This is a genomic window from Streptomyces sp. NPDC086147 (assembly GCF_040702165.1).
GTDB lineage: Bacteria > Actinomycetota > Actinomycetes > Streptomycetales > Streptomycetaceae > Streptomyces.
Genome location: NZ_JBFBJO010000001.1, coordinates 316433 through 337265 on the forward strand (window position 1 = coordinate 316433; position 20833 = coordinate 337265).

Consider the following 20833-nt stretch of genomic DNA (forward strand, 5'->3'; position numbering starts at 1 on the left):
GTCAGGGGAGCGCCGGGCCGCCCCTGAGGGTGTCGAGGGTGCGGCCGAGGAGGGTCACGAGGTCGTCGGTGCGGCCGTGTTCGGCCCAGTGGACGGTGGTCTCGCGGAGGGCGCCGAGGACGGCCGCGGTGAAGACGCGGACCTCCAGGGCGTCGGGGGCGCGGCCGGTGCGGTTGGCGAGGGCGCGGGCGAGGCGGCGGCCGGTCTCGGCGGTGGTCTCGGTGAGGCGGGCGCGCACGGCGGGGATCTCGACCATGAGGCGGGCGCGCAGCCGGGTCTCCTCGGGCTCCTCGGCGAGGGCGGTGCGGACCGCTTCGAGGAGGACCGCGCGCAGGGACTCCAGGGGGTCCTCGCCGGCGGGGCGGGCGCGCAGCCGGGCTTCGAGGAGGGCGTCGTCCTCGCCGGTGAGCAGGATGTCCTCGCGGACCGGGAAGTAGCGGGCGACGGTCGAGGGGGAGACCTCGGCCGCCGCCGCGATCCGCTCGGTGGTGGCGGCCTCCCAGCCGTGCTCGGCGGCGAGCCGGTAGGCGGCCCTCCGGATCGCCGCGCGGGTCTTCGCCTTCTTGCGTTCGCGGAGACTCGGGCGGGCGGGGACGTCGGCGGCCATGCCACCATTCTCGCAGGTCAGGCGTGTTGGTACGCGACCAGCGAGATGCCGACGTAGTGGACGATGAAGGCCGCGAGGGTCAGCGTGTGGAAGACCTCGTGGAAGCCGAACCAACGCGGCGACGGGTTGGGGCGCTTGATGCCGTAGATGATCCCGCCCGCGCTGTAGAGCAGACCGCCGACGACGACCAGGACGAGGACGGCGATGCCGCCCGTGCGCAGGAAGTCGGGCAGGAAGAAGACCGCGGCCCAGCCCATCGCGATGTAGCAGGGCGTGTAGAGCCAGCGGGGCGCGCCGACCCAGAAGACGCGGAAGGCGATGCCGGCGACGGCCGCCGCCCAGACCGCCCACAGCAGCGGCTTCGACGTGGAGTCGGGGAGCAGGAGCAGGGTGAGCGGGGTGTAGGTGCCCGCGATGATCAGGAAGATGTTGGCGTGGTCGAGGCGCCGGAGCACGGCCTCGCCGCGCGGGCCCCAGGTGCCGCGGTGGTAGAGCGCGCTGACGCCGAAGAGCAGGCACGCGGTGAGGACGTAGATCCCGCAGGCGACGCGGGCGCGGGGGGAGTCCGAGAGGGCGACCAGGACCAGGCCCGCGACGATCACGGCGGGGAACATGCCCGCGTGCAGCCAGCCTCTCAGCATGGGCTTCAGCGGGAGCACCGGGGAAGGGTCGTCCGGGGTCACTTCCGGGGTAGCTGCAGTCATGCACGGAATCGTACCTACGGGCCCGTAGGTCCCGAATATGAGTGGCGATGCTCACATGTGCGGCCCTCTGGACATATGGGCAGTTCCATCGGATGATCAAATGAGTGCGGTCGGCACCGGATGAGCAAGCTACGAAGCATCCGGGTCGCGGCCCCCACGGGGCAAACATCTAAAAAACCCCTCAAAAGGAGCAATCGTGGCGCGCGACAACGCGGCTCCCACCACCGTCCCCACCCAGCACCAGGAGCTCGTCTCCTGGGTGAACGAGATCGCCGAGATCACCCAGCCGGACAGCATCGTCTGGTGCGACGGTTCCGAGGCCGAGTACGAGCGCCTGTGCGAGGAGCTCGTCGCCAAGGGGACCTTCGAGAAGCTCGACCCGGTCAAGCGCCCGAACTCCTACTACGCCGCCTCCGACCCCTCCGACGTGGCACGCGTCGAGGACCGCACCTTCATCTGCTCCGAGAAGGAGGAGGACGCGGGCCCGACCAACCACTGGAAGGCCCCGGCGGAGATGAAGGACGTCTTCGCGGGCGAGGACGGCATCTTCCGCGGCTCGATGCGCGGCCGCACCATGTACGTCGTGCCCTTCTGCATGGGCCCCGTCGGCTCCCCGCTCTCCGCCATCGGCGTCGAGATCACCGACTCCGCGTACGTCGCCGTCTCCATGCGCACCATGACCCGCATGGGACAGGCCGTCCTCGACGAGCTCGGCACCGACGGCTTCTTCGTCAAGGCCGTCCACACCCTCGGCGCCCCTCTCGCAGAGGGCGAGCAGGACGTGCCGTGGCCCTGCAACTCCACCAAGTACATCTCGCACTTCCCCGAGACCCGCGAGATCTGGTCGTACGGCTCCGGCTACGGCGGCAACGCCCTGCTCGGCAAGAAGTGCTACGCGCTCCGCATCGCCTCCGTCATGGCCCGCGACGAGGGCTGGCTCGCCGAGCACATGCTGATCCTCAAGCTCACCCCGCCGCAGGGCGGCTCGAAGTACGTCGCCGCCGCCTTCCCCTCCGCCTGCGGCAAGACCAACCTGGCCATGCTGGAGCCCACGATCTCCGGCTGGACCGTCGAGACCATCGGCGACGACATCGCCTGGATGCGCTTCGGCGAGGACGGTCGCCTGTACGCGATCAACCCCGAGGCCGGCTTCTTCGGCGTCGCGCCCGGCACCGGCGAGCACACCAACGCCAACGCCATGAAGACCCTCTGGGGCAACTCCGTCTTCACCAACGTCGCCCTCACCGACGACGGCGACGTGTGGTGGGAGGGCATGACCGAGGAGGCCCCGGCCCACCTCACGGACTGGAAGGGCAACGACTGGACGCCCGCGTCCGAGACGCCCGCCGCCCACCCCAACGCCCGCTTCACCGTCCCCGCCGGACAGTGCCCGACCATCGCGCCGGAGTGGGAGGACCCGAAGGGCGTGCCGATCTCGGCCATCCTCTTCGGCGGCCGCCGCGCCTCCGCCGTCCCGCTGGTCACCGAGTCCTTCGACTGGAACCACGGCGTCTTCCTCGGTGCCAACGTCGCCTCCGAGAAGACCGCCGCCGCCGAGGGCAAGGTCGGCGAGCTGCGCCGCGACCCCTTCGCCATGCTGCCCTTCTGCGGCTACAACATGGGCGACTACATGGCCCACTGGGTCAAGGTCGGCGCCGACGCGGACGCGGCGAAGCTGCCGAAGATCTACTACGTGAACTGGTTCCGCAAGAACGACGCCGGCAAGTTCGTCTGGCCCGGCTTCGGCGAGAACAGCCGCGTCCTCAAGTGGATCGTCGAGCGCCTCGACGGCAAGGCGGAGGGCGTCGAGACCCCGATCGGCATCCTGCCGACCGCGGAGTCCCTCGACACCGACGGCCTGGACCTGCCGGCCGAGGACCTGGAGTTCCTCCTCAAGGTCGACCGTGACGTGTGGCGCGAGGAGGCCGCCCTCGTCCCCGACCACCTCAACACCTTCGGCGACCACACGCCGAAGGAGCTGTGGGACGAGTACCGCGCGCTCGTGGAGCGCCTCGGCTGATCCCGCACCCCGAACTCGTGGTGGGTTGCCCCGAAATTCCGCCCTGACCAGTGGGGTCACGACGGCCCACCACGATCCGCCCGGCCCCCGGCGCCCCCTCAGGCTCCGGGGGCCGGCGCATGCGCCCGGTCAGCCGCGCCCCCGGTCCTCCAGATAGCGGGTGTGCGTCCGCTGCCGGATCTCCTCCGCCTCGTGGAGCGCGGCGGCGATCCCGGCCGCCTCCTCGCGCAGCGCGGCCAGCTGGCGCTCCAGGTGCCGCTCCGGCGGCTCCGTGCCCGGCGCCACGCGCGACCACCACCGGGTCCGTACGAAGGTGTCGACCGCCTCCGGCACGTCCTGGCGGACCGCGCGGGCCAGTACGCGCAGATGGTCCGGGTCGCTCACCCAGCCCGGCTCCAGGAGCGCTTCGAGCAGCGCGTCCAGCTCGGCGAGCCGCTCGCGGGCGACGGCCGGCAGGTCCGCCTCCGCGAGGTACGCCCGCAGGGTCGCGAAGTCCGCCCGCAGCGATTCGAGCCGCTCGCCCCCGTCCTCGAAGTCCGGCGCGTCCGGCCGCTCGGGCGGGGCGATCAGCGCCCCCGCCCCGTACAGGCCCGCGACCACCAGCGGCCAGAGGCCGCCCGCCGCGCCGGTGAGGGCGATCCCCACGCCGGCCAGGCCGCCGAGGCAGCCCGCCAGGTTCTTGCGGGACTCCGCGTACCGCAGCAGCCGCTCACTGATAGCCACGGATCTCCTCGAAGGCGCCGTCCAGGGAGCCCCCGGTGGCGTCGAAGAGCTTCCCGCCGGTCAGCTCCGCGATCCCCTCCAGCTCGGCCCGGTCGGAGTCCCCGAAGAGGATCGGGAAGACCGGGGTGCGCCGCTGCTCCGCCGGGAGGGAGCGGTGGAAGGCGGCGAAGCCGTCGGCCGTGTCGCCGTCGGTGTTCTCGCCGTCCGTCATCAGGACCACCGAGGTGAAGACGTCGCCCGGCGACCTCCCGAGGGAGCGGTACGCCTCCTGGAGGCTGGAGTAGACCGCCGTGCCGCCGGAGGCCGAGAGGCCCGCCGCCCCGGCCCTGATCGCGTCCAGCGCCGCCTTCGGGGATGCCGGGTCGACCGTGTGCGTCCGCACCTCCGCCCGCTTCACCGAGGAGCCGAACGGCATCAGGGTGACCTCCTCGCGGTCCCGGAAGTCCCCGGTCAGCTCGGTGAGGGCCGCCTTGAGCCGGTCGAGCCGTTCGCCCCGCATGGAGCCCGAGGTGTCGAGCACGTAGACCGTGCGGGAGGGCCTGCGCAGGGTGTTGTCGTACGCGTCGAGCAGCCCGTCCGCGACGGACCGGCTGCCGGGGAAGGGGAGTTCGCGGCGCTGGTCGCGGGCGAGCGCGGGCGCCGGGGCGACCCCGGCGACGACCGGGCGGCGCAGGGTCGTCTCCGTGATCCGCCGCTGGACGTCCGGGGTGCGCAGGTACGCGGTGAGCCGCCCGGCCGCCTCCTTCGCCTCAGGCCGTGCGGAGGCGAGCAGGGTGAACGGGTAGTCGGCGGTGACGACGCCGTCGGACGGCCGGATCACGGTCAGCTCCCCGGCCGGGAACGAGGAGAGCAGCACCGACTCGTAGTTGACGAGCGCGTCCACGTCGGGACGGCGCCCGTAGGCGGTGGCCAGCCAGCCGGAGGAGCCCGAGGTCAGCTTCTGCCCGGTGAAGAACTCCTTGAGCTTCGGCGTGGCCCGGCGCACGTCCTCCCCGGTCAGCGCCGACTGGGCGCCGGAGAGCCCGGAGGCGACCGAGACGAGCGCGGAGAGACCGGAGTTCGAGCGCTTGGGGTCCGTCATGCCGTACGTCAGCCTCCCGTCGGCGACGGCCCGGTGCAGCTGCGACCAGGTCACCTTCGCCGGGTCCCCGCCGAGCCGGGAGAGGGCGGCGGGCCGCACCCCGAGCGCCACCGGGGAGGTCATGACCGGGGTCTCGCCGGTGATCCTCCTCGCGGTGTCGGGGCGGAGCCGCAGGTAGTCGTTGGAGGAGAGCCAGACCGCGTCGAAGTCCTTCTCCGCCTCGCCGGACGCGATCCGCTCGACGGCGTCGAGGGTGCCGGCGTGGGTGGGGCGGACGGTGATCCCGGTCGCCTTCCGGGCCTCTTCGAGGACCGGGGCCATGTCGGCCAGCTCGGAGGAGGCGAGGACGCGGAGGGTGCCGGGCTCGAACGCCGTGCTCCCGTCGTCCTTCGCGGACCGGTCGCCGGGCCCGCAGGAGCCGCCGGTGGCGGTGACGAGCAGGGCGAGGGCGAGGGCGGCGAACGTACGCCTCGGGAAGCGGGAGCGGGCCCGGGGACGGGGGCGGCTGCGGGGCGTGCGGGAGGCGTCGGTCATGAGGCCGGTCATGAGAGGGCCCCGCCCTCCGGCGCGTGCGCGCGCCGCCCGCGTTCCAGATGGGCGCTCGCCTCCTGGAGTTCGGCCGTCAGGGACTGGACCGTCGCCGCCATCGACTCCGTCGCCCGCGCCTTGTACGCGTCGATGGTGTCGAGCGTCCGGTAGATCTGCTGGAAGGCGGTCCGGAGGGTCTCCGCGCCGACCGCCGGGTCCGCCGCGATCCGCTGGATCTCGCCGGCCTGGGTCGCCAGCATCCCGGCGTTGCCCCGGATCAGGTCCTCGGTGGTGGAACGCAGCGCGTCCACCTGCTCGGTGACCTTCCGCTGGTTCTCCAGGGCGGAGGCGAGCATCACCGCGATCCGCAGCGCCGACAGGGTCGTCGTCGCCGCCCGCTCCACGCCCTTGATCAGCTCGTCGTTGTTCCGGCGGACCACGTCCATCGCCAGATAGCCCTGGGCGCAGACGGCGAGCTGGGTCAGGACGTCCTGGTGCTTCTGCCGGACCGGGAAGAGCAGGTCGGCGCGGAGGGCGTCCGCCCGGGCCGGGTCGGGGGTGCCGGCGATCCGCTCCTCCACGGCCGCGTCGAGGGCCTCGGTGAGCACCGCGTACTCCTGGAGCCTGCTCATGGTCTCCCACAGCCGGGTCCGCTCGGTCTCCAGCGCGGCGTTGTCCCGGCGCAGTTCGTCCTGGCCGCCGCGCAGCGCGCCGACGATCCGGTTCAGGGTGGTCTGCGAGGAGGCGTACGCGGCGACGTGGTCGCGCAGCCGGTTGCCGCCCGGGAGCTTCGCCAGGAACCCCTTGAAGCCCTTGGCGGGGGTGTCGCGGGGGCCCAGGTCCTCGACGGTGCGCCGGAGTTCGACGAGGGAGGCGCCGACCCGGGCCCGCGGGTCGCCGCCGGGGGCTCCGGCGCCGAGGGAGCGGACCGTGCGGTCCAGCATGCGGTTCGACTGCTGGGCGGCCGAGCGCATCTCGCCCGCGCCGAGCGCCGCGACCTCGCCGACGCGGCCCGCGAACTCGGGGGAGCGCGGGTCGAGTCCCTCGATCGAACCGATGTACTCGGCGGCCCGGCGGGCCATCTCCGTACGGGCCGCCTCGCCGAGCGGCACCAGGCCGGAGGCCTGCGCGGCGCGGATCGGCGGCACGGGGGCGGGCGGGGTGAGGACGAGCGGGACGTCCTGCCCGGGCGGGGCCGGGGCCGTGGTGTGTCCCGGGCCCGTCGTCCCTCTCGGGGCGGCGGTCCTCGGGTCTCGCGGTGTCGTCATGCGGTGTCCCCCTGGTCGCGGGCCCGCAGCGCCATCTCGTGCAGCACCTCGCCGGTGGGCACGGGCGCCTGGCGGACTCCGCTCAGCGTCTGGTTGAGGTAGGCGGTGTGGCCGTCGGTCGCGGCGGTGAACTCGCCCGCCGCGCCCTGCGGCCGGAAGCCGTGGCGGACCGCGAGCCGGCGCAGCTCGGGGTCGGTGGAGAGGAGCTCGCCGAGCGCCCGGCCGTTCTCGGTGAGCGGTACGAGGGTGTGGTCGCTGCTGACCGTGGTGTCCGGGTAGAGGACGACGAGGTCGCCCATGGGCCGGCCGGCCAGGAGCTGCGCGGCGACCTGGGACTCGTACACCAGGACCAGCGGGTTGCCGACGCCGCTGACGAAGTCGCGGAAGGGGGCGTCGGAGCCGGCCTGCTGGGCGCCCTGGACCTGGATCAGCTTGCGCAGGAGCGGGGCCGTGCGGGCGACGGCGGCCTTGTCGCCCGCGACCCGCCCGCCGTCGGCGACGTAGCTCGCGGCGGCGAGGTAGAGGGCCCCGGAGCTGGAGGCGACCGGGTCGGTGGAGGTGATGAAGAGGGTGCCGCGCAGTTCGGCGTGGCCCTCGGCCCCCTTGAGCTGCTGCCAGGTGCGGTCGGCGCGGGCCGCCGCCAGGTAGGCGTCCATCTTCAGGGTGCCGCTCGTGCCGCGCGGGCCGAGGGTCGCCAGGCCGTTGCCGGCGAGGATCCGGGCGGCGGCGCTGTGGGCGACGACGACGAGCGGCGAGTAGAAGGGCCGCAGCGGCGCGGTGGCCGCCCTGTCCTTCGTCCGCTCGGCGGCCTTGGCGCGGAGGCCGTCGGCCGGGGCCTTCGAGGCCGGGAAGGCGAAGTCGTAGCCCTCGAAGGGAAGTTCGCCCATGTCCCAGGACCCGGAGGTCTGGGTGCCCACGGTGAGGCCCTTGGCGGCCAGGGCCTTCACCACCTGCGGATCGGCGAAGAACTCGGCCTTCTCCGATCCGATGACTCCCCGCACGGTCTTCGTCGCCGTGCCCGTGTCCTCGTCGCCGCCCGTCACGAGGACGGCGGCCACGCCGCCGAGGAGCAGGACGGCGAGGACGATTCCCAGGATGCGTCTCACACGGGAAGCGTGCTCGCGGAAACCCACGTTCCGGGGCGGGCCGGGTGGACGGGGGGTGAAGGGGCGATCCCGGTACCGAACCGGAGGGGTCGCTACCGCGCACCCCCGCCCGGAAGGGGAGTGGTTGGCGCCCGGTCCGCGCGGTTCGTGCCGCGCGGACCGGGGCCGTCAGGGGGCGGCGACCAGGGTGGGTTCCCCGGCCAGTGCCGCGGTGTGCGCGTCCATCCGCCCGGCGGCGAGGATCGCGACGGCCGTGTCGGCCCGGGAGGCGGCGACGACCAGGGCACGGCCCGCGAGGGCGTGCGCCTTTCCGTGCAGCTCCCGCGCGGACGCGCCGCTCAGGGCGGCGTGCCGCGCGGGCGGTGCGCCGCGCAGCCGCGCCACCTGCCGGGCGATGAGCTCGCCGGCCTCCGTGTCGCCCAGCTCGTCGGTGACGGCGAGCAGGGCCGCGAGGTGTCCGGCGAGCTGGATGTCCAGCTCCTCCTCGCGGGAACGGTGCGGATACGCGTCGTGGTCGTCGTCGGCCATCCGGTGGACCGACTTGGTGCGGATCGGTTCGTACATGGGACGGCCTCCTGAGGTGCTCTGGAGCCATCCTAGCTTAGATCGAGTCTAAAGTTGAGTCGTGTCCGATGGTGGGGAGGTCACGGCTGGCTGTAGCCGTCCAGGAACCGCCCGATCCGCGTCACCGCGTCCGCCAGGTCCGCCGCCGCCGGGAGCGTCACGATCCGGAAGTGGTCCGGCTCGTGCCAGTTGAAGCCCGTCCCGTGCACCACCATGATCTTCTCGGCCCGCAGCAGGTCCAGGACCATCTGCCGGTCGTCCTTGATCTTGTAGACGTTCGGATCGAGCCGCGGGAAGAGGTACAGCGCCCCCTTCGGCTTCACGCACGTCACGCCCGGGATCTGCGTGAGCAGCTCGTACGCCGTGTCCCGCTGCTCCAGGAGCCGCCCGCCCGGCAGGACGAGGTCCTCTATCGACTGCCGGCCCTGGAGGGCGGCGGCCACCGCGTGCTGCGCCGGCATGTTCGCGCACAGGCGCATGTTGGCGAGGATCGTCAGGCCCTCGATGTACGAGGACGCGTGGTGCTTCGGGCCGCAGACCGCGAGCCAGCCGGAGCGGAAGCCGGCCACCCGGTAGTTCTTGCTCATCCCGTTGAAGGTGAGGCAGAGCAGGTCGGGGGCGATGGCGGCGGTCGGGGTGTGCGTGGTGCCGTCGTAGAGGATCTTGTCGTAGATCTCGTCCGAGCAGACGACCAGGCCGTGCCGGCGGGCGATCTCCGTCAGGGAGCGGAGCATCTCGTCGTCGTAGACGGCGCCCGTCGGGTTGTTCGGGTTGATGATCACGATCGCCTTGGTGCGGTCGGTGATCTTCCGCTCGATGTCCGCGAGGTCAGGCATCCAGTCGGCCTGCTCGTCGCAGCGGTAGTGCACGGCCGTGCCGCCCGCGAGCGACACCGAGGCCGTCCACAGCGGGTAGTCCGGGGCCGGGACGAGGACCTCGTCGCCGTCGTCGAGGAGCGCCTGCATCGCCATCTGGATCAGCTCGGAGACGCCGTTGCCGAGGTAGATGTCCTCGACGGAGAGCGGGATGCCCTTGGTCTCGTAGTGGCTCATCACCGCCCGGCGGGCCGAGAGCAGCCCCTTCGCGTCCCCGTAGCCGTGCGCGTCGGCCAGGTTGCGCAGCACGTCTTCCAGGATGGCGGGCGGGCACTCGAAGCCGAAGGCCGCAGGGTTGCCCGTGTTGAGCTTGAGGATGCGATGACCCGCGGCTTCGAGCCGCATCGCCTCTTCGAGCACCGGACCCCGGATTTCGTAACAGACGTTGGCGAGCTTCGTGGACTGGATCACCTGCATGACGAGAGCTTACGGCCGGGGCGGCCGGGACGCTCCGTGTTTTGGGCCACGTCGGGGAGGGCGGCGGGCCGGGGGCCGGGGACGCCGCCGTGCGACGGGGCCGGATAGGTTGGCACGCCATGTGGGTTTTCAGTGCCTCCGGATGCCGGTGGCTGGGTGCGGGCGGGTCGCTCGCCGTCGCCGTGGGCGGATGGTTCGCCGGGACGCTGCCGGTGCGCGGCGGCTGGGGCCTGTGGGAGCGGCACGGCCCGGCGCCCGCCGTCGCCGGCGCCCTCCTCGCGTACCTCGGCCTGACCCTGCTCGTCGCGGCGTGGTGGCGGTACGGGGTGCTGCTGGGCCGGGAGGCGCGGGGCGGGGCGCCGGGCGGGAACGGGAAGGCCGTACGGGACGGGGCGTCCGCCGGAAACGGGGAGGCGGTACGGGGCGGGGTCCTCGGCACACTCGTCTGCTGGACCGTGCCGCTGCTCCTCGCCCCGCCGCTGTACAGCGCGGACGTCTACAGCTACGTCGCCCAGGGCGCGATGGTCCTCGAAGGGCACGACGTGTACGGCGCCGGGCCCTCCGTCCTCGGCCCCGGCGACCTCGGCGCCGAGGCGGCGGCGAGCGTCGGCGGGCACTGGACCGACACCCCCGCCCCGTACGGGCCCGCCTTCCTGCTCCTCGCGGCGGCGGTCGTGAAGCTCACCGGCGGCGCGGTCGTGCCCGCCGTCCTCGGCATGCGCCTGATCGCCCTCGGCGCGCTCGCGCTCGCCGTGTGGGCCGTACGGGGGCTCGGCGGCGGGCCCGGCGGCCGGGCGGGCGCGCTGTGGCTGGCCGTCCTCAACCCGCTCTTCCTCATCCACGTCGTCGGCGGCACGCACAACGACGGCCTGATGGCCGCCCTCGTCCTCGGCGGCGTCCTGCTCGCGACGCGGGGCCGGTGGGTGCTCGGCAGCGTCCTCGTCGGCCTCGCCGTGATGGTGAAGTCCCCGGCGGCGGTCGCCCTGCTCTTCATCGGGGTGATGGTCGCCCGCCGGGACGGGGGCGGCGCCCGGGGCCTGGCGAAGGGCCTCGTCCTGCCCGGGGCCGTCGCGGGGGCCGTGGCGGCCGGGGCGACGCTGCTCGCCGGGACCGGGTTCGGATGGCTGCGGACGCAGAGCGTCGCCGGGACCATCCACACCGCCCTGTCCGTCACCAGCGACCTCGGGCTCGGGCTCGGGCTGCTCCTCGCGGACGACCCCGACCCGGTCAAGGACCTCGTGCAGAAGCTGGGCCTCGCCGCCGCGCTCGTCCTGATCGCGGTCCTCGCGTGGCGCTCGTGGCGGGAGCTCCTCGACCCGGTCCTCGGCCTCGGCCTCTCCCTGGTGGCCCTCGTCGCGCTCTCGCCGATGGTCCAGCCCTGGTACCTGCTGTGGGGGACGGCCGTCGTCGCGTCGGTGGCGTGGTACGGCCGGGCGGGGCAGGTTCTCGCGGTGCTCTCGGCGGCCCTCGTGTACGAGACGGCGCCGTCGGGACGGACGCCGTGGTACGGGTTCGCGGCGGCGGCGGTCGTGGCCGCGCTCGGGCTGCTGTGGGCGCGGCGGGAGCCGTGGCGGGCCGGCGCCGCGGAGGACGCCGGACCCGTGCGCGCCGGTTCTACCGGGAGACCGGCGTCCTCCTGACCGCGCGGCCCGCGAGCACGTCCGTCCGCTTCCCGTCCTCGATCACGAACCTCCCCCCGACCAGCACGTGCGGGATGCCGGTCGGGAGGGTCCTGGGGTTCTCGTACGTCGCGCCGGAGGCGACCGTCGCCGGGTCGAAGAGGACCAGGTCGGCCACGTACCCCTCGCGGACCAGGCCCCGGTCGGGGAGGCGGAGGCGGGCGGCCGGGCGGGAGGTCAGATGGGCGACGCACTCCTCCAGGGAGAGGACGCCCAGGTCGCGCGCGTACCGCCCCAGGTACTCCGGGAACGTGCCGTACGCGCGCGGGTGCGGCTTGAGGCCCTGGAGGATGCCGTCCGAACCGCCGGTGTGCACCCGGTGGCACATGATCGTCCGGACGTTCTCCTCGTGCCCGACGTGCTGGAGGATCGTGGTGCCGAGCCGGTCCTCGACCAGGAGCCGGCGGGCCGTGGCCCAGCCGTCGACGCGGCGGCCGACGAACCCCGCGAGCGCCGGTCCGGTCACCCCCGAGACCTCGACCGTGTCCCAGTCGACGGGGACGCCGTGGCAGCCGTCCGAGCCGGTCTCCTCCAGGTGGTGCCGGATCCGCTCGGCCGTCGCGTCGTCCCGGAGCCGCGCGAGCACCGCCTCCGGGCCGCCCTCGCTCGCCCAGCTCGGCAGCAGGGCCACCAGGGTCGTGCAGCCGGGGGTGTACGGGTAGGTGTCGAGGCTGATGTCCGCGCCGGCGTCCAGGGCCGCGTCCAGGAGGGCGAGCAGCTCCGGGGCCCGGCCCTCGTTCACGCCGAAGTTCATGGTGGCGTGGGCCAGGTGCAGGGCGCACCCGGCCGCGCGGGTCAGGGCGACCATCTCCGCGTACGCGTCGAGGGCCCCGGCCCCGTACGAGCGGTGGTGCGGGCAGTAGTAGCCGCCGTACTCCGCGACGACCCGGCACAGCTCGGTCAGCTCGGCGTCCGGCGCGTACATCCCGGGGGTGTAGGTCAGGCCGGAGGACATGCCCACCGCGCCCTGCTCCAGGCCCTCGGCGACGAGCCGCCGCATCCGGTCGAGCTCGGCCTCCGTCGCCGGGCGGTCCTCCCAGCCGACGGCGAGGGCCCGGACCGTCCCCTGCGGGACGAGGTAGGCGGCGTTGACGGCGATGCCCCGGCCGCCGTGCGCGCCGTCGAGCCGGTCGAGGTACTCGCCGACCGTCCGCCAGTCCATGTCCACGTCGGAGCCGTCGCCGTTCCAGCCGGTGATCGCCCGCCGCACCTCCGCGCGCGTGCGGCCGTCCACCGGCGCGTACGACAGTCCGTCCTGGCCCAGGACCTCCAGGGTCACGCCCTGCGCGGCCTTCGCGGAGTGGTCCGGGTCGCGCAGGAGCGCGAGGTCGCTGTGGGCGTGCATGTCGACGAAGCCGGGGGAGAGGACGAGGCCCTCGGCGTCCAGGACCCGGCGGCCGGTGGGCCGCTGGCAGCCGGCCGCCGCGGCCTCCTGGACGATCGTGGTGATCCTGCCGCCCTCGACGCCGACGTCGGCCCGGTAGGAGGGGCCGCCGCCGCCGTCGACGACCTCGGCGTCGCGGATGACGAGTTCCAGCACTGTTCCGGCTCCCCGGTGCCTAGAAGAACGTACGGATGTGGCCGACCACCGTGCCGTCGGCCTCGACCAGCGGGATGAGCTGCCACTTGTCGAACGACGTGCACGGGTGGGAGAGGCCCATCCCCACCCAGTCCCCGACCTCCAGGTCCGCGCCCGGCTCCGTGCGCAGCCAGGCGTGCTGGTCGGAGAGGCCCGTCACGGTGATGCCCTCGGCGGCCCGGATCTCACCCGTGCGGGCGTCGCGGACCACCTGCGCCTCCGGGAGGTCCAGGTCGTGGGCGGCGTCCCGCTTGCCCGCGTTGGTGAAGGCCTGCTCGCCGGTGGGCCGGGAGACGACCTGCGACCAGAGCCGGAAGGCCGGGCGGAGCGCGCCCTCCTCGGGCACCCGGTTGAAGGGGGTGACGTCCCGGTAGCGGCCGTCGTCGTGCGAGACGTACGCGCCGGAGCGCAGCAGCTTCAGGACCGGGAGGGAGAGCGCGGGGATCTCCGCGAAGACCTCCGCGACCGTGTCGAACCAGGCGCTGCCGCCCGCGCTCACCACGATCTCGCCGATCCCGGCGTCGAAGCGGCCCTCCGCGTCGAAGGCGGCGGCGAGGCCGGTGAGCCGCAGCAGCCAGGCGCGCACCCGCTCGGGGTCGGCCCCCGGGACCTCGCCCTCGTACCCGGCGACGCCGACGAGCCGCAGGGTGGCGGTGGCGGCGACCGCGTCCGCGACGGCGGCGCACCCGGCCTCCGTACGGACGCCGGTACGGGCCCCCTCGCCCGCGCCCAGCTCCACGACGACGTCCACCGGCCGGACCGCCCCGGCGGCGCGCAGGGCCTCGTCCATCAGCTCGACGCCGCGCACGGAGTCGACGTAGCAGACGAGGCGGAAGTCCGGGTCGGCGTCCAGCTCGGCGGCGAGCCAGCGCAGGGCGGCGGGGTCGACCACCTCGTTGGCGAGGAAGATCCGGGCGATGCCGTGGGCGCGGTAGACGCGGGCCTGGTGGGGCACGGCGGCGGTGATGCCCCAGGCGCCGTGCGCCAGCTGCCGGTCGAAGAGCTGCGGGGCCATGGAGGTCTTGCCGTGCGGGGCGAAGGCGAGGCCGTGGCGCTCGGCGTACGTCTCCAGGAGGCGCAGGTTGTGCGCGACGGACTCGGCGGAGAGGGCGAGGACGGGGGTGGTGTAGCCGCCGGTGAAGAGGTCGCGGCGCTGAGCGGAGAGCTCGCCGACGGTCAGGCCCCCGGCGTCCGGGGGGAGGGCCTTGAAGCGGTGGTCGACGCGTTCGGCGGAGAGGTCGGGGACCTCGTGCCCCTTCCGTACGTCCTCCTGCGCGGGCGTCTCGTTCGCCGGGCCTGCCATGGGCTCCTCCTCGCGGTGTTGCATTCAGTGCAACGCTCATTGCGCATCTTGCTCACGGCTGTCTAACATCCGGGCCAAGGCCGGGTCAATGGACCCGTGGGAGTCGCAGGGAGCACGAGAGTGAGCGGACACGCGATCCCGGACGCGATCCCGGACGTCGTCCGCGCCGTGGACCCCGTGGACCCCGTGGACCCCGTGGACGTCGTCTGCCTCGGCGAGTCCATGGTCACCTTCCTCCCCTCCCGGCCGGGCCGCCTCGCGGACGTCCCCTCCTTCGCCCGCGCGATCGGCGGCGCCGAGACCAACGTCGCCTGTGCCCTGGCCGCCGCCGGACACCGCGCCAAGTGGGTCGGCCGCGTCGGCGGCGACGGCTTCGGGGACCACCTGGTCGAGGTCGTCGGCGGTCACGGCGTCGACGTCACCGCCGTCGGCCGCGACCCGCACCGGCCGACCGGGATCTACTTCCGCACGGACGAGGACCGGGCCACCGACGCCCACGAGGTCGTCTACTACCGGGCCGGTTCCGCCGCCTCGGCCATGTCGCCGGCCACCGTCCCGTACGAGAGCGTCGCCGGCGCCCGGATCCTGCACCTCACCGGCATCACCGCCGCCCTCTCCGGCGACTGCCTGGCCCTGGTGCGGGAGCTCACCGCTCCGCGCCCCGGCCGGCCGCTGGTCTCCTTCGACGTCAACCACCGGCCGGCCCTGTGGCGCGACGGCGACGCCCCCGGCGTGCTCCTCGGCCTGGCCCGCCGCGCCGACGTCGTCTTCGTCGGCGCGGACGAGGCGGAGCGGCTGTGGGGGCTGGAGGACGCGCGGGCGGTCTTCGAGGCCCTGCCCGAACCGGGGACGGTCGTGGTCAAGCTGGGCGGGACGGGGGCCGTGGCGGTCGACCGGGAGGCCCGTACGGGGAACGGGAACGACGTCCTCGTCCCGGCCCCCCGCGTCGACGTCGTCTCCCCGATCGGCGCCGGGGACGCCTTCGCCGCCGGCTTCCTCTCCGCGACCCTCCGCGGCCTCGACCTGCGGACCCGGCTCCGGCACGGGCACCTGATGGCCGCCGCCGCCCTCACGGTCCCCGGCGACCTGGCCGTCCCGCCCCGCCGCGACCGCGTCGACCGCCTGGCCGCGCTCGACGACGCGGCCTGGGGGACACTTCACCTCGGCCCCGGCTGGACGGAGGCCGACGAGAAGGACCCCGGGCGGACGGGCGAGGGCCCGGAAGGCCCCGGCCGCACGGGGGACGACCAGGAGGTACGCACGCCATGAGCCAGACCGTCGACCGGGCGCTCAGCATCCTGCCGCTGCTCGCGCGGGGGCCCGCCGACCTCGGACAGGTCGCCGAGAGCCTCGGCGTCCACAAGTCCACGGCCCTGCGGCTGCTGCGCACCCTCCACGAACACGGTCTCGTCCACCGCCAGCAGGACCAGCGCTACCGCCTCGGCGCCCGGCTCTTCGCGCTCGCGCAGGAGGCCGTCGAGAACCTCGACGTCCGGGAGATCGCCCACCCCTACCTCACCGCGCTCAACGAGCGGATCGGACACACGGTCCACCTCGCGGTGTACGAGGAGGGAGAGGTCCTCTACATCGACAAGGTCGAGAGCCGCTACCCGGTCCGCATGTACTCGCGGATCGGCAGGCCCGTCGCGATCACGGTCGCCGCCGTGGCCAAGCTGCTCCTCGCCGACCTGCCCGAGGCCGAGCGGCGCGCGGTCGCCGCGAAGCTCGACTACCCCCCGTACACGCCCCGTTCGACGCCGAACGCCGCCGCCTTCCTCAAGGAGCTGGCGACCGTGCGCGAGCAGGGGTGGGCCACCGACCTCGGCGGCCACGAGGAGTCCATCAACTGCGTCGGGGCCCCGGTGCGCGGCGCCGACGGGCGGGTCGTCGCCGCCATGTCGGTCTCGGCGCCCAACGTGGTCGTCACGGCCGAGGAACTCCTCACCCTCCTCCCGCAGGTGCGCCGCACCGCGGACGCCATCAGCCGGGAGTACTCCGGCACCGCACCGACCAAGGACACCGCATGAGCGACCAGCCGACCGAGAAGACCGCCCTGACCCCGGCGACCCACACCACCCCGCCCGCGAAGTTCTCGCACGGCGTGAAGAAGGGCAACATCCTCCAGGTGGCGGGCCAGGTCGGCTTCCTGCCCGCCGTCGAGGGCCGGGCCCCCGCGGTCGCGGGCCCGACCCTGCGCGAGCAGACCCTCCAGACCTTCGCGAACGTCAAGGCGATCCTGGAGGAGGGCGGCGCGACCTGGGACGACGTGATGATGACGCGCGTCTACCTGACGGACGTGGACCACTTCGCCGAGATGAACGAGATCTACGACCAGTACTTCGAGGAGCAGGGCCTCAAGGCCCCCGCCTCCGCCCGCACCACCGTCTACGTCGGCCTCCCGCCCGGCCTCCTCATCGAGATCGACGCGCTGGCGGTGCTTGGCTGAGGGACACGGTCCGGCACCCGGGAGCGGGTCGTCCCGGGTGCCGGGGCGTCAGGCCGGAGAGGGCTCGGCGCGCCCTGCGGCGGAGCCGTGGACGTCCTCGCCCACGACCTCCCCGTCCACGACGTCCACGACCTCCCCGTCCACGACGTTTCCGTCCGCGGCGCGGCGCGCCGGGTTCGCCAGCTCCAGGCCGGAGAGGTGCTTCTTCAGCCTCTTCGCCATGGGGCGGGAGGTCGCGAGGGTGAGCCCGCCGGAGACGACGGCCCCGACGACGGGGATGGCCTTGGAGACGGTCTTCGCGAAGGTCTGCTTCGTCATCTCGACACCGAGATAGGCCGCGACCTTCTTCACGATCGGGTACACGACGCCCTGGGTGAGCGCTTTCTGGGGCAGTTTCTTCGCGACCTGCTTCGCCATCATGTTCGAGACCTGCCCCACGGCGCTGTTCGCCGACTGGGTGCCGAACATGACGCCGACGAAGAGCGTGAGGACCCCCTTGGTGGCGTCGTCGAGATCGTCGGTGTCGGTGGAGAGCAGATCGGGCCAGCTGTACAGGTAGGCCAGCTTCTGCGCGATGCGCAGCATGTGGCTCATGTACTGGGCCATGTCGGTGGGGACGGTGACGGGGAGGGCGAAGATGCCGGGCATCCCCGCGGCCGCGGAGAGCGCCCCGGCCTTGCTGGTCTCGTAGGTGATGGAGGCGTCGGCCGCCTTGTCCAGGACGTCGAGGGGGATGCCCGCCGCCGCGGGGGAGTCCTCGATCGCCCTGCGTATCTCGTCCTCGGAGCAGTGCCGGGCCAGGGCGCTCCGGAGGTACGCCTCCCTGTCGATGCGTACGCCCGGAAGGTTCGCCACGCTCGCCAGCACGGCGGAGAAACGCGACTCCGGGTTCTCACTCGCTCTGCTCTTGGCCATGGCAGGGAATCTACAGCCCGCCGGCGCCCCTGCCCCGTGGTCGATCGATATGCGGGGGAAGGGAGTTGGCGTACGGGCCGAGCAACGAACGCCGGGGCCGCCGGGGGAGTTCCCCCGGCGGCCCCGGTCCGTCCGCCGGATCAGGCCGCGCAGTACTGCCCCTGCTTGCCGATCGAGCGGTACATGCAGTCCGCGTTCTCCAGGAGTTGGAGCACCGCGTCCCGGTTGCGGGCGGTTTCGCGTTCGATGACCTCGTCGGGCGGGTAGAAGCCGCCGTTCCAGGAGGAGGTCGGGTACATCTCAAAGGTGTACGCGAAGATCTTCTGCGTGCCCCACAGGTAGTCGTCGATCGAGCCGTCCGTGACGTACAGGTCGCTGGACTGCTCGGGCGTGTAGCCGTTGCTCGCGGCCATCTTCCCGCCCACCGCCGCGAAGGCGTTCCGGTCGTCCTGGGTCATGCCCGGGGCGGTGTCGGCGGTGGTCCAGCCGAACGGCCAGAGGACCAGTTCGCTGTACGTGTGGAAGTCGATCGACGCCTTGATCTGCTGCTTCCCGCCGACCACCCGGGAGCGGACGAAGTCGGCGACGACCTTCACCTCGGGGGCGGACTCGGGGGCCGTGCCCCGGTAGGTCTCGGAGCTCTTGGTGCCGGAGGAGCCGCCGCAGCAGCCCCACTTGTAGTTCCAGTTCCGGTTCGTGTCCGTGCCGACGTACGAGGAACCGGAGTTGGGCTGCCGGTTCTTGCGCCAGCTCCGGTAGGAGCCGGACGCGATGTCGTACTCGCCGCCGTCCGGGTTGAGGTCCGGCACGATCCAGATCTCGCGCCCGTTCACCGCGTTGGTGATCCTGCTGTCCGTGCCGTAGCCCGCGCCGAGTTCGCGCAGCAGGTAGAGCGCCATCTCGACGGTGAGGTGCTCGCGGGCGTGCTGGTGGTGGGTGAAGAGGACCTCGGGCTCGTTCTCGTCGACGGCCACGTTGTCGCTGATCTTGATCGCGACGATGTCCCGGCCCTCGTACGACTTGCCGATCACCCGCCGGCTCATGATCGAGGGGTACTGGGCGAGCCGCTGGTTGATCTCCGCGTTCGCCTCGGCGTAGTTGTGGTAGCGGGAGTCCGCCGACGGGAAGTCCAGCGGCCCCAGGGCCGACCGGCCCGCCTCGCCGCGGTCCGGCGGCGCGGGCAGGGCCACCGGCTTGTAGCCCAGGGCCTTCAGGCGCCCGAGCTGCTCGGTGTTCGCGCTGACCACGACCGCCCGGGCGTCGACCTCGTCGATCGAGACCCCGGTGGCGGCGAGCGCGGTGCGGGCGGCCGGGGTGGCGGGGCCGGCGACCTCGTACTGCCGGACCACCTCCCCGTCCGCGGAGGAACGGGCGGCGGTCGGCGCCGGGTCGGCCCCGGCGGGCGTCGCGAGCGCGGAGAGGGGGGCCACGAGGGCGAGTGACACGAGGGCCGCGAGGGTGGCGGACCTCCTGCCGGGCCTCCTGGCGCGGAGGGAACGTCGCATGCTGTCTCCTGGGTGGGGAGTGTGGGGGGTGCGACAACGACAAAGCGGATCGGGGGATACGGGGGTGGAGCCGGGCCCTGCGGATCGTTCGGGTCGTGCGGGGTGTTCCGGACATGGTGAGGTTATGTCATGGACCGGTCAAGGTAGGGACTTCGGCCATACTGTCCCGCGTGGGGACCCTCATCGGCAGATACGTCATCGAGCACAAGCTGGGCGAAGGCGGCATGGGCACCGTCTACCTTGCCCGATCGCGCGGCGGACGCGCCGTCGCCGTCAAAGTGGCGCGGCCGGAACTCGCCTCCGATCCCTCCTTCCGCGCACGCTTCCGCGCCGAGGTCGCCGCGGCCCGCCGGGTCGGCGGCTTCCACACCGCGCAGGTCGTCGACGCCGACCCCGACGCCGAGGCCCCCTGGCTCGCCACCGCCTACGTCCCCGGCCCCACCCTCGCCGGACTCGTCACCGCCGAGGGCCCCATGGACGAGCCGCGGCTGCGCGCGCTCGGCGCCGCGCTCGCGGAGGCCCTGGAGGCCATCCACGCCTGCGGACTCGTCCACCGCGACCTCAAGCCCGGCAACATCGTCATGGCCCCCGACGGACCCCGCGTCCTCGACTTCGGGATCGCCCGCGCCCTGGAGTCGACCCGCCTCACCGCCACCGGGTCCGCCTTCGGCACCCCCGGCTACCTCGCCCCCGAACAGGCCCTCGGCGAGGAGGTGACGGGCGCCGCCGACGTCTTCGCCCTCGGCGCCGTCCTCGTCGCCGCCGCCGGTGGCCGCCCCTTCGGGGACGGCACCCCGATGGGCCTCATGTACCGCTCGGTCCACGAGGCCCCCGACCTGGGCTCCGTCCCGGAGCCGCTGCGCGCCCTGGTGGCCCGTTGCCTCGCCAAGGACCCGGCCGAACGGCCCACGCCGGACGAGATCCTGGACGCGCTGGGGGAGGGGACGCCGGGGGAGGGAACGCCGGGGGAGGGGGAACGCCCGCCCGCCACGGTGGTCGTGCCCGCGCCCGCCCACCCCTACGGCTCCCCGCCGTCCCCCGCACCACCCTCCGTACCGCCCTCCGGCCTCCCGACGGCGCCCGCCTACGGGCCCCCGGGGTACGGACAGGGGTACGCGACGCCGCCGGGTCCCGGCTTCGGGCCCCCGGACGCCTTCGCCGTACCGCCGCCGCCCGCCGCGCCGCCCGGAGCCGTACGGCCGGGAGCCGTACCGCCCGGCTTCGTTCCGGAGTTCGTGGCCGCCGACCGGGTGTCCGGGATCGTCGTCGACGGCTCCGGCGTGCACCTCCAGCTCTACGGCGAGGAGATCGACTTCGGCTGGGCGGAGATCTCGGGCGTGGACCTGCTGCGCACCCGCCGCGGCCGGGGGCTGCGCGTCGTGGTCTCGCTCCACGAGGGCGGCGCCTACACCTGCGAGCTCGACGGCCGTCGCGCCGCCCGGGTCGAGGAGTGGGTGGCCCGGCTCGACCCGGTCCTGGCCACGTTCCTGCCCCGCCGCTGAGCGGCCCGGCC

The 20833-nt window shown here is 73.7% G+C and carries 18 protein-coding genes; 6 read left to right on the forward strand and 12 right to left on the reverse strand.

The features are described from left to right. Window position 1: 1 nt before the first annotated feature. Together AB0398_RS01595 and AB0398_RS01600 are read right to left on the reverse strand one after the other, a co-directional pair. Window positions 2-607: a TetR family transcriptional regulator gene (locus AB0398_RS01595; protein ID WP_366371430.1), complete on the reverse strand. Its 606-nt coding sequence runs from the start codon at window positions 605-607 to the stop codon at window positions 2-4. Between the two features lie 17 nt (window positions 608-624). After that, entirely contained in the window at window positions 625-1311 is a 687-nt protein-coding gene (locus tag AB0398_RS01600) for a hemolysin III family protein (protein ID WP_366371432.1), read from the reverse strand. A gap of 196 nt (window positions 1312-1507) precedes the next feature. Between AB0398_RS01600 and AB0398_RS01605 the strand changes: the two genes are divergently transcribed. Continuing rightward, window positions 1508-3331, forward strand: coding sequence for a phosphoenolpyruvate carboxykinase (GTP) (locus tag AB0398_RS01605; RefSeq protein ID WP_366371434.1), 1824 nt, complete (start codon window positions 1508-1510; stop codon window positions 3329-3331). Between the two features lie 129 nt (window positions 3332-3460). On the opposite strand, the gene AB0398_RS01610 is transcribed toward AB0398_RS01605, so the two are convergent. The 6 genes from AB0398_RS01610 to AB0398_RS01635 form a co-directional block, all read right to left on the reverse strand. Continuing rightward, complete coding sequence (locus AB0398_RS01610) at window positions 3461-4054, reverse strand: hypothetical protein (protein ID WP_366371435.1); 594 nt, start codon at window positions 4052-4054, stop codon at window positions 3461-3463. Further along, window positions 4041-5669 (reverse strand): substrate-binding and VWA domain-containing protein, encoded by a 1629-nt coding sequence (locus AB0398_RS01615; protein WP_366371437.1) that lies wholly within the window; start codon window positions 5667-5669, stop codon window positions 4041-4043. Before AB0398_RS01615 ends, AB0398_RS01610 begins: the two co-directional genes overlap by 14 nt. Before the next feature lie 8 nt (window positions 5670-5677). Then, window positions 5678-6931 carry a toxic anion resistance protein gene (locus tag AB0398_RS01620; protein ID WP_366371439.1) on the reverse strand — a complete coding sequence of 418 codons (1254 nt, stop codon included), beginning with the start codon at window positions 6929-6931 and terminating at the stop codon, window positions 5678-5680. Continuing rightward, a complete protein-coding gene (locus tag AB0398_RS01625) occupies window positions 6928-8064 on the reverse strand; it encodes a hypothetical protein (RefSeq protein WP_366371441.1) in 1137 nt (378 codons plus the stop codon). The genes AB0398_RS01620 and AB0398_RS01625 overlap by 4 nt, the downstream gene beginning before the upstream one ends. A gap of 141 nt (window positions 8065-8205) precedes the next feature. Further along, complete coding sequence (locus tag AB0398_RS01630) at window positions 8206-8601, reverse strand: hypothetical protein (protein WP_366371443.1); 396 nt, start codon at window positions 8599-8601, stop codon at window positions 8206-8208. Window positions 8602-8681: 80 nt separating this feature from the next. Continuing rightward, window positions 8682-9893 carry a pyridoxal phosphate-dependent aminotransferase gene (locus tag AB0398_RS01635; protein ID WP_366371445.1) on the reverse strand — a complete coding sequence of 404 codons (1212 nt, stop codon included), beginning with the start codon at window positions 9891-9893 and terminating at the stop codon, window positions 8682-8684. A 119-nt stretch (window positions 9894-10012) separates the two neighbouring features. Between AB0398_RS01635 and mptB the strand changes: the two genes are divergently transcribed. After that, entirely contained in the window at window positions 10013-11533 is a 1521-nt protein-coding gene (mptB, locus tag AB0398_RS01640) for a polyprenol phosphomannose-dependent alpha 1,6 mannosyltransferase MptB (protein WP_366371446.1), read from the forward strand. Here the strand turns inward: mptB and AB0398_RS01645 are convergent. Then, window positions 11508-13112: a D-aminoacylase gene (locus AB0398_RS01645; protein WP_366371448.1), complete on the reverse strand. Its 1605-nt coding sequence runs from the start codon at window positions 13110-13112 to the stop codon at window positions 11508-11510. The genes mptB and AB0398_RS01645 overlap by 26 nt on opposite strands. 19 nt (window positions 13113-13131) lie before the next feature. Then, window positions 13132-14454 carry an alanine racemase gene (locus AB0398_RS01650; RefSeq protein WP_366371449.1) on the reverse strand — a complete coding sequence of 441 codons (1323 nt, stop codon included), beginning with the start codon at window positions 14452-14454 and terminating at the stop codon, window positions 13132-13134. 195 nt (window positions 14455-14649) lie between these two features. Between AB0398_RS01650 and AB0398_RS01655 the strand changes: the two genes are divergently transcribed. From AB0398_RS01655 to AB0398_RS01665, 3 genes are read left to right on the forward strand one after another with little or no spacing between them, the layout of a single operon-like run. After that, window positions 14650-15723: a sugar kinase gene (locus tag AB0398_RS01655; RefSeq protein WP_366372328.1), complete on the forward strand. Its 1074-nt coding sequence runs from the start codon at window positions 14650-14652 to the stop codon at window positions 15721-15723. Next, window positions 15720-16481 carry an IclR family transcriptional regulator gene (locus AB0398_RS01660; RefSeq protein WP_366371451.1) on the forward strand — a complete coding sequence of 254 codons (762 nt, stop codon included), beginning with the start codon at window positions 15720-15722 and terminating at the stop codon, window positions 16479-16481. Before AB0398_RS01655 ends, AB0398_RS01660 begins: the two co-directional genes overlap by 4 nt. Continuing rightward, on the forward strand, window positions 16478-16900 hold the full coding sequence (locus AB0398_RS01665; RefSeq protein WP_366371453.1) for a RidA family protein: 423 nt from the start codon (window positions 16478-16480) through the stop codon (window positions 16898-16900). Before AB0398_RS01660 ends, AB0398_RS01665 begins: the two co-directional genes overlap by 4 nt. A gap of 48 nt (window positions 16901-16948) precedes the next feature. On the opposite strand, the gene AB0398_RS01670 is transcribed toward AB0398_RS01665, so the two are convergent. Together AB0398_RS01670 and AB0398_RS01675 are read right to left on the reverse strand one after the other, a co-directional pair. Then, window positions 16949-17815, reverse strand: coding sequence for a hypothetical protein (locus AB0398_RS01670; protein ID WP_366371455.1), 867 nt, complete (start codon window positions 17813-17815; stop codon window positions 16949-16951). Window positions 17816-17955: 140 nt separating this feature from the next. Continuing rightward, the gene (locus AB0398_RS01675) at window positions 17956-19320 is read right to left on the reverse strand and encodes a M14 family zinc carboxypeptidase (protein ID WP_366371457.1); all 1365 of its coding nucleotides are present in this window, start codon (window positions 19318-19320) and stop codon (window positions 17956-17958) included. Between the two features lie 170 nt (window positions 19321-19490). Here AB0398_RS01675 and AB0398_RS01680 point away from each other — a divergent pair, with 170 nt between their 5' ends. Next, the gene (locus AB0398_RS01680) at window positions 19491-20822 is read left to right on the forward strand and encodes a serine/threonine-protein kinase (RefSeq protein ID WP_366371459.1); all 1332 of its coding nucleotides are present in this window, start codon (window positions 19491-19493) and stop codon (window positions 20820-20822) included. The last annotated feature ends 11 nt before the right edge of the window (window positions 20823-20833 follow it).